Annotated in this window: 20 protein-coding genes; 8 read left to right on the forward strand and 12 right to left on the reverse strand. The window is 49.3% G+C overall.

The annotated features are described in order from the left end of the window. The first annotated feature begins 370 nt into the window (after nt 1-370). Nucleotides 371-670, forward strand: coding sequence for a hypothetical protein (locus tag EIZ37_RS22360; RefSeq protein WP_134686984.1), 300 nt, complete (start codon nt 371-373; stop codon nt 668-670). 79 nt (nt 671-749) lie between these two features. Here the strand turns inward: EIZ37_RS22360 and EIZ37_RS22365 are convergent, their stop codons facing one another. Genes EIZ37_RS22365 through EIZ37_RS22375 form a run of 3 tightly spaced genes read right to left on the reverse strand, consistent with a single transcriptional unit; the run spans nt 750 to nt 3,907 of the window. Next, the gene (locus tag EIZ37_RS22365) at nt 750-1,523 is read right to left on the reverse strand and encodes a fumarylacetoacetate hydrolase family protein (protein ID WP_134686985.1); all 774 of its coding nucleotides are present in this window, start codon (nt 1,521-1,523) and stop codon (nt 750-752) included. 23 nt (nt 1,524-1,546) lie between these two features. After that, nucleotides 1,547-2,749 (reverse strand): tRNA uracil 4-sulfurtransferase ThiI, encoded by a 1,203-nt coding sequence (thiI, locus tag EIZ37_RS22370; RefSeq protein ID WP_134686986.1) that lies wholly within the window; start codon nt 2,747-2,749, stop codon nt 1,547-1,549. A gap of 12 nt (nt 2,750-2,761) precedes the next feature. Continuing rightward, nucleotides 2,762-3,907: a cysteine desulfurase family protein gene (locus EIZ37_RS22375; RefSeq protein ID WP_134687029.1), complete on the reverse strand. Its 1,146-nt coding sequence runs from the start codon at nt 3,905-3,907 to the stop codon at nt 2,762-2,764. Nucleotides 3,908-4,182: 275 nt separating this feature from the next. Here EIZ37_RS22375 and EIZ37_RS26130 point away from each other — a divergent pair, with 275 nt between their 5' ends. After that, entirely contained in the window at nt 4,183-4,332 is a 150-nt protein-coding gene (locus EIZ37_RS26130) for a hypothetical protein (RefSeq protein WP_167569088.1), read from the forward strand. Between the two features lie 283 nt (nt 4,333-4,615). Next, the gene (locus tag EIZ37_RS22380) at nt 4,616-6,202 is read left to right on the forward strand and encodes a LysM peptidoglycan-binding domain-containing protein (RefSeq protein ID WP_134686987.1); all 1,587 of its coding nucleotides are present in this window, start codon (nt 4,616-4,618) and stop codon (nt 6,200-6,202) included. Between the two features lie 102 nt (nt 6,203-6,304). On the opposite strand, the gene dapF is transcribed toward EIZ37_RS22380, so the two are convergent. Further along, nucleotides 6,305-7,168 (reverse strand): diaminopimelate epimerase, encoded by an 864-nt coding sequence (gene dapF, locus EIZ37_RS22385; RefSeq protein WP_134686988.1) that lies wholly within the window; start codon nt 7,166-7,168, stop codon nt 6,305-6,307. 120 nt (nt 7,169-7,288) lie between these two features. On the opposite strand from dapF, the gene EIZ37_RS22390 reads away from it, so the two are divergent. Then, nucleotides 7,289-7,813, forward strand: coding sequence for a DUF84 family protein (locus EIZ37_RS22390; RefSeq protein WP_134686989.1), 525 nt, complete (start codon nt 7,289-7,291; stop codon nt 7,811-7,813). A 44-nt stretch (nt 7,814-7,857) separates the two neighbouring features. Here the strand turns inward: EIZ37_RS22390 and EIZ37_RS22395 are convergent, their stop codons facing one another. Then, nucleotides 7,858-8,586 carry an MFS transporter gene (locus EIZ37_RS22395; protein WP_134686990.1) on the reverse strand — a complete coding sequence of 243 codons (729 nt, stop codon included), beginning with the start codon at nt 8,584-8,586 and terminating at the stop codon, nt 7,858-7,860. 93 nt (nt 8,587-8,679) lie between these two features. Between EIZ37_RS22395 and EIZ37_RS22400 the strand changes: the two genes are divergently transcribed. Beyond that, entirely contained in the window at nt 8,680-9,267 is a 588-nt protein-coding gene (locus EIZ37_RS22400; protein WP_134686991.1) for a hypothetical protein, read from the forward strand. Nucleotides 9,268-9,403: 136 nt separating this feature from the next. On the opposite strand, the gene EIZ37_RS22405 is transcribed toward EIZ37_RS22400, so the two are convergent. After that, nucleotides 9,404-9,619, reverse strand: a complete 216-nt coding sequence (locus tag EIZ37_RS22405) for a DUF1540 domain-containing protein (protein ID WP_134686992.1) — start codon at nt 9,617-9,619, stop codon at nt 9,404-9,406. A gap of 122 nt (nt 9,620-9,741) precedes the next feature. On the opposite strand from EIZ37_RS22405, the gene EIZ37_RS22410 reads away from it, so the two are divergent. After that, the gene (locus tag EIZ37_RS22410; protein ID WP_134686993.1) at nt 9,742-10,524 is read left to right on the forward strand and encodes an SDR family NAD(P)-dependent oxidoreductase; all 783 of its coding nucleotides are present in this window, start codon (nt 9,742-9,744) and stop codon (nt 10,522-10,524) included. Nucleotides 10,525-10,531: 7 nt separating this feature from the next. Here EIZ37_RS22410 and EIZ37_RS22415 read toward each other — a convergent pair whose 3' ends face one another. The 5 genes from EIZ37_RS22415 to EIZ37_RS22435 form a co-directional block, all read right to left on the reverse strand. Then, entirely contained in the window at nt 10,532-11,761 is a 1,230-nt protein-coding gene (locus EIZ37_RS22415) for an MFS transporter (protein WP_134686994.1), read from the reverse strand. Nucleotides 11,762-11,891: 130 nt separating this feature from the next. Further along, nucleotides 11,892-12,668: a GTP-sensing pleiotropic transcriptional regulator CodY gene (codY, locus tag EIZ37_RS22420; protein WP_134686995.1), complete on the reverse strand. Its 777-nt coding sequence runs from the start codon at nt 12,666-12,668 to the stop codon at nt 11,892-11,894. Between the two features lie 121 nt (nt 12,669-12,789). Continuing rightward, complete coding sequence (locus tag EIZ37_RS22425; RefSeq protein WP_134686996.1) at nt 12,790-13,566, reverse strand: sporulation protein; 777 nt, start codon at nt 13,564-13,566, stop codon at nt 12,790-12,792. A gap of 93 nt (nt 13,567-13,659) precedes the next feature. Beyond that, entirely contained in the window at nt 13,660-14,151 is a 492-nt protein-coding gene (locus tag EIZ37_RS22430) for a hypothetical protein (RefSeq protein WP_134686997.1), read from the reverse strand. Beyond that, a complete protein-coding gene (locus tag EIZ37_RS22435; protein ID WP_235828164.1) occupies nt 14,151-14,567 on the reverse strand; it encodes a YtrH family sporulation protein in 417 nt (138 codons plus the stop codon). The genes EIZ37_RS22430 and EIZ37_RS22435 overlap by 1 nt, the downstream gene beginning before the upstream one ends. Nucleotides 14,568-14,617: 50 nt before the next feature. On the opposite strand from EIZ37_RS22435, the gene EIZ37_RS22440 reads away from it, so the two are divergent. After that, nucleotides 14,618-14,764, forward strand: a complete 147-nt coding sequence (locus tag EIZ37_RS22440; protein WP_134686998.1) for a YfhD family protein — start codon at nt 14,618-14,620, stop codon at nt 14,762-14,764. Nucleotides 14,765-14,779: 15 nt separating this feature from the next. After that, nucleotides 14,780-15,004 (forward strand): hypothetical protein, encoded by a 225-nt coding sequence (locus EIZ37_RS22445; protein WP_134686999.1) that lies wholly within the window; start codon nt 14,780-14,782, stop codon nt 15,002-15,004. Nucleotides 15,005-15,055: 51 nt separating this feature from the next. Here the strand turns inward: EIZ37_RS22445 and EIZ37_RS22450 are convergent, their stop codons facing one another. Beyond that, nucleotides 15,056-15,268 (reverse strand): hypothetical protein, encoded by a 213-nt coding sequence (locus EIZ37_RS22450; RefSeq protein WP_134687000.1) that lies wholly within the window; start codon nt 15,266-15,268, stop codon nt 15,056-15,058. Between the last annotated feature and the right edge of the window lie 29 nt (nt 15,269-15,297).

A 15,297-nucleotide genomic window follows, 5' to 3' on the forward strand; every position in this document is an offset into this window, starting at 1 on the left:
TCGTTTCACGCTTTTGCTGTTCAGTTTTCAAAGAACATTTTCCGCCCGCCCCTCAAGGCGACTTTTCGATCATACCATGCCAGCGAACAAGAAGCAAGTGTTAATTCTTGGTTGCTACTATCGATCAACTGACAAGGAGTAATATAACAAAAATCATATAATTAAGTCAAGAGTCATTTGCTAACTTAATTTACCCCATCCAAGATAAAAGGATTCATGCTTTGTTCAAATATAAGTTTAGCAGTATTAAAATTTACAACTTTTCTTTTAACAAGTCAATAGAAAACAAGGCTCCTATTTTTTCCAAAAGTATATTGCAGCAGGCACCTTTTCATACTATCAAAAACAGTAAAGGAAGGTGCATATCCACATGTGGGGTAAAAAAAAACCGAAACCAACTTATCAGGAATATAAAAATGAATATTCCAGTGAGCTTTCCACCGTAGAATCCCAGCGAAATGAAATCATTCCAGAGGAATTTCCCGAAGGTCCTTATGGCGCGCCTACAAATGAAGCGCGTCTTGGAAAAGCAACGGGCTGGGAAGAAGGTCAGCATGTCATATCCAACATGGCGTACGAGAACCGCAATTTTCACCAAGATTTATCTAGACAGGAACCGGCATCCCATCCGACCCATGACGATCCGAATCTTAACGAAGAACCTTTATGATCTCAAGAAAGGACCAACCATCCTTTTCAAAAAAATCCCTCTTGCTCCGATACCGGCAAGAGGGATTTTGTGTTTTTCCTTATTTACTTACAACCTTATTCGTCAGTGTACCAATCCCTTCGATCGTAACGGACACCTCATCACCCGGCTGAAGCGGACCGACACCGGCTGGCGTGCCCGTCAGCACCACATCACCGGGAAGCAGTGTCATGACGGAAGTCACGGCTTCAAGTAATTGCGGAACGGAAAAGATCATCTGACTAGTCGATCCGTCTTGGCGGATCTCCCCATTCACTTTCGTAACAATCCGGAGGTTTTGATAATCGACTTTTGCCGCGATGGCCGGACCGAGCGGACAAAACGTATCAAAGCCTTTCGCTCGGGTCCATTGACCGTCTTGCTGTTGGAGGTCACGGGCGGTGATATCCAGCGCGCAGGTAAAACCGAGGATATAGTCTTCGGCCTCTGCTGCAGTAATGTTACGTGCTTCTTTTTTGATGACGACCGCCAATTCTCCTTCATAATGGAGATTTTGTGTTGCCGACGGATAAACAATGGCGTCACCAGGACCAATCACCGTCGTGGACGGCTTCAGAAACATCAATGGCTCTGCGGGTACATCGCTTCCCATCTCTTTGATATGGTCCTCATAATTGATTCCAATGCATACTACTTTACTGGGCGCGCTGGGCGAAAGAAGCTTGACCTCACTAAGCGGCACTTCCAAGCCGGTCATCACTGGCTTTCCGCCATCCCGCTTATAGATGTCGCCCTCAATCACGCGAACCTTGTTTTCTTCCTCAACCATCCACCCATGCTTGTTCTTGCCATTTCGTTCAAACCGGATAATCACAGCTTTCTCCTCCCCATTCCCTCTTAGAAAAGATCGACAACCGCAGCTTCTCTCTTGCCGCCGATAATCGGCTCGACAACAGTGCCTTTCACTGCATTTTCCACCAATGTCTCGATATCCAGAACGGCTTCAAAATTGGCCGCGATCTCCGGTTTTGGTCGCGTCACCGGACTTTTCGGGGTAAAGATGGTGCAGCAATCTTCATATGGAAGAATCGATAAATCAAAGGTATCAATCTTTCTCGCGATCTCGGTAATTTCTACCTTATCCATTCCGATCAAAGGTCGTAATATCGGGATATTGATGACGCTATTAATGGTATTCATGCTTTCCAACGTCTGCGAGGCCACCTGTCCAAGACTTTCCCCACTCGCCAGGGCCAGTGCATTGGTTTGGGCCGCAATGCGTTCTGAAATCCGCATCATAAAGCGGCGCATGATCGTGATCAGATAGTCTTCCGGGCAATTGTCCCGGATCGCTGTCTGGATTTCCGTAAACGGAACGACATGGAGCCTAATTTTTCCTCCGTAGCGAGTGAGCTTATACGCGAGATCGCGCACTTTCTCCAAGGAGCGCTCACTGGTGAACGGATAGCTGTGGAAGTGAATCGCTTCCAAGGTAACGCCGCGTTTTAGCATCATCCATCCCGCGACCGGACTGTCGATACCTCCGGAGAGCAGCAGCAGTACCTTGCCGCTTGCGCCTACCGGCAAACCGCCTGGGCCTGGCAGCGTCTGACTGCTGATAAACGTCCCTTCCGTACGTATCTCGATATTTACCACGGCCTCTGGCTGATGCAGATCCACCTTGATGCCTTCCAGCTGACGCAGGATATATCCCCCAACTCTCCGGCTCACTTCCATGGAGGGGATGTTGTAGCGTTTGTCCGCTCTTCTTGTCTCCACCCGGAAGGTACGTGGCTGAGGCTGGATCGCGCTGATCACCTGCAAAGCCGTTTCCTTGATGGCCTCCTCCGTCTGCTTGGTTTTAACAACCGGACTTATCGAGGAAATGCCAAAGACACGCTGCAAAATTTCAAGGATGGGCTGTGCATCGGCGCCATTCAGCTGCACATACATCCGGCCGTAATTGCGGCTCACCCGGATTTCCGGAAAATCCTTGAGCATGATCCGCACATTGCGCATCAATGTATTTTCAAAGGCGTCACGGTTTTTCCCTTTTAAGGCAAGTTCACCGTAGCGTATGAGAATATGATCATAGTTCATGTTAGTCATCCTTTACACATTCATATAAGGGCGGATCTGTTCCACCGTCTCTCCAAAAGCTGCGACAAACTGTTCGATCTCTTCCATCGTATTCTGATGGCTTACGCTGATCCGAACTGCGGACAAGGCCCGAGCCCGATCCATGCCTGTTGCCATCAAGACACGACTGGGTTCATTGAGTTTGGAGGAGCAGGCTGATTTCGTCGAAACGAAAAAACCTCGTTCTTCCAAAGCATGCACCAGCACCTCCGCTTTCGCACCCGGCACGGAAAAATTGAGGATATGCGGAGCGATTCCGTATTCCGGGGTATTCACGACACAGCCGGGGATCATTGCTACGCCTTCCCGCAAGCGGCTGATCATCGCGGCCATCCGCACCGTCTCCTGTGTCCCTCTTTGCTCAAGCAATCGAACCGCTTTGGCCAACCCGGCGATCGCCGGAATATTTTCGGTACCAGAACGAATACCCGCTTCCTGTCCGCCACCCATCAGCAGTGGCTGGAGCTGGATTCCTTCCCTCTTATAAAGAATTCCGATTCCTCGGGGACCATGAAACTTGTGGGCCGAAATGCTCAGCAAATCAATCCCGTATTCACGAGGAGCGATCGCCATTTTGCCAAAGCTTTGCACAGCGTCCACATGGAACAGGATCTTGGGAAATTGCTTCAAGTACTCTCCGACGCCTTTTACAGGCTGCAGCGTCCCTAATTCATTATTGACGTGCATGAGTGAAACCAATATCGTATCGGACTGAATCGCGGCTTTCACGTCCTCCAGGGATACTCGGCCATCCGCATCCACGGGTAAGTACGTGATGCGGAACCCAAAATCCTCCAATTGCCTGCAAACGTCATAGACACTGGGGTGTTCGATTTGTGAGGTGATGATATGCTTGCCTCTGGACTGATATTGAAGCGCGACTCCTTTGAGTGCGGTATTGTTGCTTTCTGTACCCCCGGAGGTAAAAATGATCTCCGCCGGTTTGCAGCGCAAGGCTTGGGCCACTACACTCCTGGCCTGTTTTAAGACGTTTTCGGCGTCGACTCCCAATTTATGTAGAGACGAAGGGTTGCCGTAATATTCTTCCATAGCACGCTTAACCACATCCGTGACTTGAGGGTCTGGTTGTGTTGTGGCGCTGTTATCGAGGTAAATCAAATAAGACACCTTCCATCCTGTCGAAATACAGCCTATCTTTCATCATAACTGAAAGTACCCGGTGTTTTCCATAACGTTCAGTCGAAAAACTGTTTTCTCTTAGCGTTTCCTTCTCCCGGGTGAGGAACGCCTAAAATAAGCGGGGAATTCCTGTCACAAAACATTTAACAAAGGAAGCGCTTACATCGATAATCGAGTATTTACAGCTTTAGGCTCACTTGTTAGAATTGTCATTAAATTCAGATATAATTTACAGACAAAGGAGAAGGGAAGCCATGAACACAATGCCGGTTCAAGAAAAGATCAAGAGAATGGAAGATGAAATCAAGCGACTGAAAAAAGAGCTGGACAGCATGCAGAAGAAAAACAGCCAGTTTGAACGGATCGAGACCGATGTATACCTGACAGAAGTCTATAATGGGTAAAAAAGGAGCCTAAGACTTTGCGCTTATTTTGTCGAGACACGGGGTAGGAATCAGTGGAATTTTCCAGCTGATTGCTACCTTTTTCTTTTGCCTGCAATCGGCAGTTTGCGCGATAAAAGTAGAGACGATTGTCCTATTTTTCAAAGCCTAGCTTCCCCTACTTTCTTCTCATCACTGGAAAAGGACGGGAGCGGTGGATGTTTTTATCCAATGAAAGAATGTTTCTCCTCCCTTTACAATAAAGCCATTAAACATCCAGTTTTCGCATCCAAGGAGGAGTCACATGTTTTCGAAAACATCATGGAAACGCATTGTACTGCCTACACTACTCACCAGTGCTCTATTGTTGCCAAGCTCGATCGCATTTGCCCAAACAATCACCGTCCAATCCGGTGATACGCTGGGGAAACTGGCTTCGAAGTATAATGTTACCATTGAACATCTGAAAATTTCGAATCATTTAACGAGTGATGTCCTTTTTGTCGGTTCCACTTTGTATATCCCTCCGAAATCTGCCATTTATACCGTGCAAAGCGGTGATACCTTGTGGAAGGTAGCCACTCGCTTCCAAACAACCATTGCGAAGATTCAAGAAATCAATCAAATGACACGTGACAGTCTGCTTGTCGGTGAGAAAATATTGATTCCCGAAACGACTTCTGCCCCATCCACGACTGTAGGTTCTTCTACACCTGAAGTTCCTGCGGGTGGGACATTGTACACCGTAGTCAGCGGAGATGTGCTCTGGAAAGTCGCAGATCGATTCAAGGTCAGCATCCAGTCCATCGTGGATGCGAATAAACTGACGGCCTTTGAGCTTACTATCGGGCAAAAACTGGTGATCCCTGCTCCGACTGCGCAGCCAACTACAACTACAACTACAACTACAGCTACCACGCCAACTACCGGACAAACTAACACGTATACCGTAGTGAGCGGAGATGTTCTGTGGAAAATCGCGGATCGCTTTAAAGTGAGCATCCAGGCCATCGTGGATGCCAATAAATTAACGTCGTACAGCTTGAATATCGGCCAAGTGCTGATCATTCCGCAAAGTGGGACAAGCCCTTCCCCAACGGCCCCGACAGCATCTGAGCCATCTGCAACAGCTCCGGCAACGACTGCACCGGAGCAGCCGGAAGCGCCAGCAACGGTACAACCGGAAGAAAATGCAGTCACCACCCCTGAAGCACCTCCTGCGGATGCGGAAACCGCGGTTGAACAGCCAGCGCCTGAACCCGAGCCAGTTACGCAGCCGGAGCAGGATTCCGACAAACCATGGGTAGAAATGATTGATTACAAAGTGCAGCAAGGAGATACGGGCTGGTCCATTTCGATTGATCACGGCATTCCGATGACCGAATTTTTGCAAGTGAACAATCTTGGCAGCAATGCGTATCTCTCTATCGGCCAGATTGTCAAAATCCCGGTACACCATGTTCCTGAGCTGGACACTCCTAGCAGCAAATATGGGGAATATCTCGACTGGTTTACAGGAGCTCAATATGTGTTTCCGATTAATGCGGAAGCGACTGTGACCGATTTTAAAACCGGTAAACAGTTTAAAGTAAAAAGAACCATCGGCGCTTTCCACTCGGACACTGAGCCACTGACAGCTGCTGATTCCGCCATCATCAAAGAAATCTGGGGCGGGAATTACTCCTGGGCAGTCCGCCCGGTCATCGTGGAAGTGGATGGGCGACGTCTCGCCGCTTCGATGGCCTCCATGCCGCATGATATCGATTACATCAAGGACAACAATTTTGACGGCCATTTCGACATCCATTTCCTGAACAGCCTGCGTCATAAAGACAGCCAAATTGATCCAAGCCATCAGGCAGCGATCAAAGTAGCAGCTGGAATCCAATAAACACGAAAATGAGAAAAACCCCTTATCGATGAAGGGGTTTTTCTCGATCGATCAGAATTTTTTACGTGCAACTAACTCCGCCAAAGATTAGGCGAAGCCAAGTTACCTATTCGTAGGCAGCGGCTCCAGATATTCGCCATGGAACACTTCCGCAGCAGGCCCGGTCATATATACGCGATTATCGCTCTGGCGCCACTCTATCCCCAAGTCGCCGCCTTTCAAATGTACGGTGACGGTACGGTCAGTCTTCCCGCTTAAAATTGCCGCAACGGTAGCAGCGCAAGCCCCTGTCCCGCAAGCCAGGGTCACTCCAGTCCCCCGCTCCCATACCCGAAACAGAATTTCATTCCGATTCAGGATCTCAATAAACTCAACGTTTGCCCGCTCCGGAAACCATTCATGTTTTTCAATCAGTGGTCCGTATTCTACCACTTCCTGCTCATCTACGCGATCCACAAACAGGACGGCATGAGGATTTCCCATGGAAACAGCCGTCATGGTAAAGGTACGACCATTGGCTGAAATCGGCTGCTCAATAAAGGGAGATGCGCCTTCCCCGGTCATCGGGATGCTTGCACGCTCCAAGCGGGGCTCGCCCATATCAATCGTCACCCGGATCACCTTGCCATCCGGACCGATCTCGACGACTGGAACCACGATTCCTCCCAATGTCTCCACCGTGAACGTTGTCTTGGTCGTCAAGCCGTGATCATATACGTATTTGCTGACACAGCGCAATCCATTTCCGCAGTTTTTCGCTTCACTGCCATCGTTGTTGAACACCCGCATGCGAAAATCGGCTTGGTCAGATGGCATGATCAGAATCAAGCCGTCGCCTCCGATCCCGAAATTCCGATCGCTTACCCGTCTGGCAAGTTCCGGAAGATCAACGTCTGTCAAATTTTCAGCAAATGCATTGACATATACATAATCATTTCCCAATCCATGCATTTTGGTAAATTTCATGGTACGTCCTCTTTCTTTTCCGCATTATTTGGCTTCCTGTTGGCCAGATATGCAAACATTTTACCATAGAATGATATACTGAGAGGTAATCTTGACAAGAAAAAAGGGGAATAGCAAAACATGGTGCGCTATGCATTAGGAACCACCAATCAAGCAAAACGAAAGGCGGTCGAGCTGGCTACCGGCATGGAGCCGATCTGCTTGTCCGTCCCTTCTGGAGTAGCAGATCAGCCTCTTTCGGAAGATGAAACGATCCGTGGCGCCATTCACCGAGCCAAACAAGCCCTCGCGCAAGTGCCCGAAGCGACAATTGGCCTCGGACTGGAGGGCGGCCTTACATATGACGACGTCTATACAGAGATGTGGTATCTGATCTCCATCTGTGCGGCTTGGGATGGTCAACAGCTTTCGATCGGGAAAGGCCTCGCTTTTCCGATTCCCTTTCACATCGGGGAACGTGTAAAAAAGGAACAAATCGAACTGCGAACCGTGATTGATGAACTGGCAGGAATGGAAGGAAGCAATCAAAGAGGAGGAGCCTACGGTTTATTGACCAACAACCGGATTGTCCGGGCAAATGTCTTCTGTGAAGCTGTGATTGCTGCCCTGACTCCTTTCCACTCCTCCTTTTATCAACCGAAATGAAAAAAGCCTCCCCGCATAGGGGGAGGCAAACGCTTGCTTTTTCGCTATCTGGCGACAAAATACGGGTAGATCACCATCGCTCCCAATATCGCGATTGCGCCAATGACCATCGCCCATATCCCCAATGTGCGGGCGCCTCTGCGCATGGCCAGGTAACCCACAATCATGCCAATCGGTGCGAGCAGATAAGGGAACAGAAACAGCGAAAGAATGGACAGACCCAGGGCTGTCAACCCCATGCCGCCGCCAGGGTTGTTTTCCGTGGTCGGTTCTGAAACCGGCGAGCGCGGCTTGATTTCCGCATAGGTCGGGCTCACCTCAGCCGCTACCTCATACTTGGTCCCGCTTTCCCAATCGGCGACGTTGTCATCCACGATCATTCGTTTGACAACCGGCTTATCTTCTTGGTAGCCCCCTGCGTTACCCGTGTTGGCTTGCATCTGTCCTTGACCAGATGAAGCTTGCGCGGCCGAACCGTCGTCAGATGTGTTGCCGCTTTGGTAACTCTCTGTCATCGTGTAAGGGTCGTAGGCAATTCGGTCGTTTCCTTGTTCCGTAGACATGCTCGTGTCATTAGACTTGTTCGGATCATTTGACTTGTTCACGTCATTTGACTTGTTCGGGTCCGTTGACTTGCTCACGTCCGGATTCAGAACTGCCCCCATCCACGTGTCAGCCGCCAGCTCGGTATCCGATTTCCCATCATTCATGTTGCTGGCGTTCGCAGCTTCCTTCGGATCATCATTCATACGTGTCTTTGGATCGTACGTCATGTGTGATCAGACCCCTTTTCACAAAGTGATTGTGGTGAAGGAAGTAGCCTTATTCTCTGTTTTCAGTGTACAATTTAAACTGGAGGCGAGAGGATGAAACGCGAGAAATCCCTAACGATTGGCATTGATATTGACGGTACAGTGACTGATCCCGGCAGTATTGTGCCATTAATGAACGAAGCCTTTGGCAAGAATTTGGCGTACGCGGAATGTCGGGAATACAATCTGGCACGCGTATACAATATCAGCGATGAGGAATTCGTGGATTGGTTGGACGAATATGGCCCCCGGCTTTACAGGGAAGCGCCTGTACATGGAATGGCTGACATGGTCCTGCAGACTTGGCATCAACAGCAGCTCCATCAGTTGGTCTACATCAGCGCCAGAGAGGACAAGCATCGGGACGTTACGTTGCAATGGTTTGAACGCTATGCAATTCCGTATCACCACATTGAACTGATCGGATCACATGACAAATTGTCTGCGGCGAAAAGGTGGAACGTCGATCTCTTTCTGGAGGACCGCCGGGAAAACGCCTTGCAATTATCGGAAGAATTGGGCATCCCCGTGCTTCTTTTCGATACACCTTATAACCAAGGAGAGCTCCCTGCATTGGTTCGCCGGATTTATTCCTGGGACGAAGTGGCCGCGATTGTCAAGGAAATGGAAATGAAACCGTGATGTTCGTAAAACTTTGCGCAGCCAAGTCTTTGGCGGAGCTTTAGTTGCAATGATGTAAACTGGAATGTTGATACTTTCTGATTTACCAAAAAAGACGTATCTTTTGACAGATACGTCTTTTTTACGAGATCCCGGGTTACTCTTTTGGTTTGAAGGTGTGACAACAGGTGGCAGATGAAGTCTTTGCTGCATCTTTGTGCTTCGTGTCATACCCGTACTCGCCTGCGAACTCTGTATCGAAATTCGCTTTGGCATGGCTGTCAATTTCCACCATGATCATGTCGGCGTTACAGTTGTTACCTTCGCCCCAGTAACTACAGTTTGCTACACTACATTTCACCACAGGTTTCATGGGATCACCTCCTAGAGCTATCCTTCACCAGTGAAGTGCTCCTTATACGATGCCTGCCAAGGGATTGGCAACCAAGTTGGGCTACGCATGATCGACAATCGTCAGACGAGAGGAGGGATAAAATGGATAGCCAACAGCGTATCGTTATTATTACCGGTGGTGCTGGCGGGTTGGGACGAGCCATCACAGCGCTCCATCTGAAAAAAGGAGATCAAGTGATCATTACCGGCCGCCATCAAGGACGTTTGGAGGAAATCAAGCAAAGTCTTGGTTCGCCTCCCATGCTTCATACGTATCCGCTAGACGTCTGCGATAATGAAGCGGTCAGACGTTTTGCAGCATGGGTTCACATCCAATTTGAACGCTGCGATTTTCTCTACAATAATGCTGGTACCGCGAGTTTCGCACCCTTTTTGAAGATGAACCTCGAGGATATCCGTCAAACCATCGATACGAATCTCATGGGCATGCTGTATGTGACACGAGCTTTTTTACCCATGATGGTGGAAGCTCGCTCCGGCCGGATCATCCAGATTGCATCACTGGCGGGACATGTCGCTACAGCAAAAGCAGCGGTGTATGCAGCCAGCAAAGCAGCGGTAATCCGGTTCAGCGAGGGCTTGCGGCATGAACTGCGGGGCAGCGGCGTTCACATCACTTGTGCGATGCCCGGTCCCATCGACACACCCTTTCTTGATCATGCCGATGCGACCGGACAATACCGAAAAAATGTAGGCTCCTTTCTGCTCACGGCGGAACAGACTGCCCGCAGTATCGTCCGTGCGGCAGAAAAAAGGCGGGAGGAAGTCGCCCTCCCGACCCGGCTGCATTTGTTAGCAAAAGCGTATCTGGTCATGCCTGAAGCGGCCAAGCGTTTCTTTGCCCCCTTGATTAATCGAAAGTAAAGGCACTCTAAGGGCGAATTCCTCGCAAAGCAAATAACGCAAACGCACCAGCGACCATGGAAAAGAATGCGGCAGCCAAAAACAGCTGGTTAATGCCGATCCACGGAATGAGCCATCCAGTCAGAAATGAACCGACCGGCAAGCCCAAACCGGTAATCGTCCGAATCGAGGTCAACACCCTTCCCATGAGTTCCTGCGGGATCTGTCTCTGCAGGTATGTCCGGTACAACACCCCAAACGGTGCAAAGGTCATACCTGCCAAGGCCATGGATATCATGCCCAGATCCAGGCGATGGGACAAGCCCAGCGGAAGCGTCGTGACTCCCCATAACGCGATGATCGATCCCAGTGAGTAACCGGTAGGCACCCTCCAATTGACCAACGAGAAAAACAGAGAGCCCCCGAGCGATCCGAAAGCGAACGCCATCCATAAGAGGCCGAGGGAAGTGGCTTCATCCTGTAAGACAGACGTTACGTACAATGGCAAGCCCACCTCAATCGGCCCATATGCCATGTTGAACAGAAAGGTAAGCAAAATGAGTGAAAGCAACAACGGATTGGCAAATAGATAGTGGAAGCCGGTTCGAAAATCTGTCTGCAAGGAATCAAGAAGAGAGCTGGTCCACCGGCTCTCTTTTTGGTGCTTGCTCCCGCCCTCTCCGGCATCGTCAGAAGGCAAAAACCAAAAGCAGACCGCGCAAAGAAAGAAGCTTGCTGCATCGATAATAAGTACCATCGCTTCACCTACCCATGATACAAGCACGCCTGCCGCAGCCGGACCGAGCAAATAAGCGATTTGCCAATTCGTTTCCATCATGCCGTTTGCCTTTAGCAGTAAATCTTTGTCCTGTACAAGACGTGGCAGCATCGTCTGGGCTCCTGTATTGCTAAGCGGGGCAAGCAGCCCGGCTATGGTGATGCACGCATAGAGCATCCATAAGGGCGCATTTGTCTGAAGCAGCAATACGATGATGACGTAGATGCTTCCCCTGAAGAGATTGTCAAAGATGATCAGTTTTCTCCGGTCAAAACGGTCAAGTAGCACACCCGCCACCAAGGCGGCAGCCACTTGGGAAAGAAAATAGGTGAACACGACTCCTCCCATGGCCAGCGGTGAGCCTGTTTTTTTCATCACAAACCAGCTTAACGCCAACCATCCAAACTGATCCCCAAGCCCGGAAAGGAACAGACCAAGCCAATATAGACGAAAGCTTGATTGTTTCCATAAGAGAAGCATCGTTATCCCCCATTTTTTTCAATCTAAAGGGAATATAATCCATTTTCTAAATTTATTCAACAGTTATGTTTCAAAATGAACCAAAATGAAAAGTCGATCCTATCATCAAGCCAAGGATCGACTTTATTTATCAAGAGGATTTCAGCTTTTGCAATTCGGCATGGAACTTGTCGTTCAGGACACGGATATACGTACCTTTCATTCCGAGAGAGCGTGACTCGAGCACCCCGGCACTTGCCAGTTTGCGCAGCGCATTCACGATCACGGAACGGGTCAATCCTGCCTGATCTGCCAATTGGCTGGCTACGAGCAAACCTTCCTTGGCATCCAGCTGCTCCATGATTTTCTCAATCGCGATTTGTTCACTGTAGCTAAGGGAAGAGAGCGCGATTTTTGCAAACGTTTTGTCACGCACTTCGTTTTCGATTTGATCGGTTCGATGACGGACGATTTTCATCCCGATCACCGTTGCACCGATTTCCGCGAGAATCAGGTCTTCTGTCTCAAAGTGACCGAACGCTCTGAGCAATACCAATGTTCCCAACCGGCTTCCGCCCGCATTGATCGGCACGATGGTCGTGACCATTTGCGGGAACAGATTGTGCCATTCACGAGGCACCATGCTAAAGGGGCTTGTCACGCCTTCATTGGCCAGCGATTGTTCCACCTTCATCAAACGCTCGTGATAACCCTCGGGCAAGAGGCTGGTGAATCTGCCTTCTTCCTGTAAAGTAAATTCCTGCGAAAATCCGCTTCCCAACAGGCTTCCATCCGCTGTAATAATGTACACGTTGGACGAGATCACATCTGAAAGCAGCTTGGCGAGATCCGGATATGTGACACCGCTTCCCCCCATCGTTTTTTGCAGCATGACATTGATTTTTCTTGTTTTTTCCAATAAGTTCATGGGAAATTTTTCCTCCTCGATATGTATCTAGCACCAGTATTGTCAGAAAAATATGGCTTCATACATACAAAAAAAAAATCACCCTTAACAGGTGATTTTCTCTTCGAAACGGATATTTCACTTAGCGGCTGGCACGATCAATCAGTTGATCGATGGAGTGCGCAATCTCGCTAGTGGAACGGGAAAGATCCGCATTGCTGATACGGAATCGCACGTACCGCTCATCCAGGTTAAATGCTTCCTCAAAAGCACCTAAGAGGCCGCGTGCTCGCTTGTCTACCTGCAGCAACACTTCACACTCATTCTCACGCAGGAAAAAGACAACCTCCAGTTCTTCCAAACGGCTTCTGTACTTGCCATTCGGCCGGAACTCAAACTCTTGGACAAACGGATATGTTCTTCCCAGCTGTCGATTGTATTCACAATCCACTTTGTACATGTGGAAGCCGATTTCCTTCACAGCTTCCAGCACTTTGGACATCAACGGATGCGGCAAAACCTCGATAAAATCCGAGTCGCCCGGATCGACCGCATTTTTAATGTCAAGCCCCGTCCGCAGGTAAACAGGCTGTCTGCCCATCGTCAGCGGGGTTTCATACGGCAATCGGAATGAAAACGGAATCGCCTTTTGCTCCTTTGGCTGCAGCACAAAGCGTTCCGACAGCCGATGCTTGAGCAGGATGCAATCTTCTTTTACTTTGGTATCATTTGTTTCGCGCTCATAATGGGTGATGACATACATGTAGATTTCATCAATCTCCTGGCTGATATCGCCACCACTGATATGTACCTCTCCAGTAACCATTTCACCCGGCATGAGAGAATCTTTAGCAAGGCGGGCATCGACCTGCGCCGAACCGATCCCGACGCTCGCCAGCAATTTTTTGAACATGGACAAAAGTATCTCCTCCTTCATCATTGCAAAAGCATTGCGCTCGTGCACCTACTCACATATACGAAGAAGGGAGAAATACGTTTCAACTTTCATTGCCTACGGAACCTCTGGCTTCAGCTCAATGGTTACATACACTTCCAGCACACTGGAGATATAAGCGGTCTTCAGCCTTACCTCTACCGTTTTTCCATCCACCAGATACTCCCGCCGATACAGCAATTCATGCAAAATGGCATGCAGATCCGCAACCGTTCGCGTCTTCATGCCTTTCAGCGGGTCCAGCTCCTTTTCAATCAGGCGAATCGCAGCTGTTTCGATGAATTCATGCGGTCGAGGCGGCAAGACAAACACCTTGACCTCCTCAATCGTCGTTTCCTGCTTTTTCCTGGCCACTTTTTGCAGCTGCTTCATATCTTCGATCACTTCATTCAATCGGACGATTTCTGCGCTTTTGTACTGATTTTGCTTCATCAGGCTCTCCGTTATTTTCCCCTGCCAGATCAGGACAACCGTTCCTCCTGCAACCATTCCCAGCACAAACAAGGCGAAATACCGCTTGATCGCCTTGCTTCGACTTTTGGCTTCCATCAAGAACGAACCTGGACGAGCCATTGAATGGAAATAGAGCCTGCGGTAGCCCCGAGGAATGCTGCGAAAATCATGATGAGCTGTCTGGCAACAGGAGAAAAGTTTCCGACAAATATTTTTTCAATTTGCATATACGAATCAAAGCTGCCTCCGAGCGCCCCAACCAATCCCCATATTTTCAACTGATCCGCCAAAATGGACATGGCCAAAAACGCCGGACGCTCCGTAAACAAGGCTCCAAATCCGCCTGCTATCGAACCGCCCGCTACAATCCCGTAAGCAACAAATAACGTGATGAAAAATTGGTCGATGACACCCATCGCTCGTCCGCCTCCCTGCTCGCAATCCTCATAGCTAATCCCTACGCTCCTTGTCCGCGAAATATGATGAACCGTATCGCGCCTGCTTCCGCTCACAAATAAAAATGCCCCTACCTTCTTACACTACAATGGAAGGAGGGAGCTACATGGCGAACAAGACAACCGGTACAAAAAAGCTGCCCATCGGACATAATGAGGATGTCCAATATCGTTCCGAAATGGCTGATGAGGCTGATCTGGAAGCGCAAAAACGGGCACAAGCAGCCGATCAGCGTGCAACGTCCAAGCAATGACAGGAGGGTACAGTCATGTTTGAACTGAGTGATTTGGAAAAGATTCATCTTGCTCTCGATATGGCGCAGCGTTTTGTGCGTGGAGAGCAGTACCATGGGGACAAACCCCAGGTATTGCTGCAGGATTTTGATCGGGTGATGGAAAAAGTACGGGACCAGCGTCACTCGCAAACACTCGCGATGGAAAATGATCACCGTCTAGACGATAAAACGGTCACGGACGCAAACAGTCTCCAATAGGTTTTTCTGGGAAACGAGCAAAGCGGCATGCCGAACAGCATGCCGCTTATATTATCTCCTTCGTCCCGAACGTTGCAATTTGCGTTGAATACGCGTCGCATTCAGCACCATCAAATCCATGAACATGCTGAGCATATTCGGATTTTTTACCAACTGCTGAAACACTTCCGGATTTTCCCGAAACCACGCTTCATTTGCCCGAACCCACTTCTGAAAACCGGCGTTTTCCCGATAATAGCGATTCAGTCTTCGGATTGGCCGCATCGCGTATCCCCCTTGCTGACCCGTCTTGT

It is taken from the genome of Brevibacillus migulae (assembly GCF_004521915.1).
Lineage (GTDB): Bacteria > Bacillota > Bacilli > Brevibacillales > Brevibacillaceae > Brevibacillus_F > Brevibacillus_F migulae.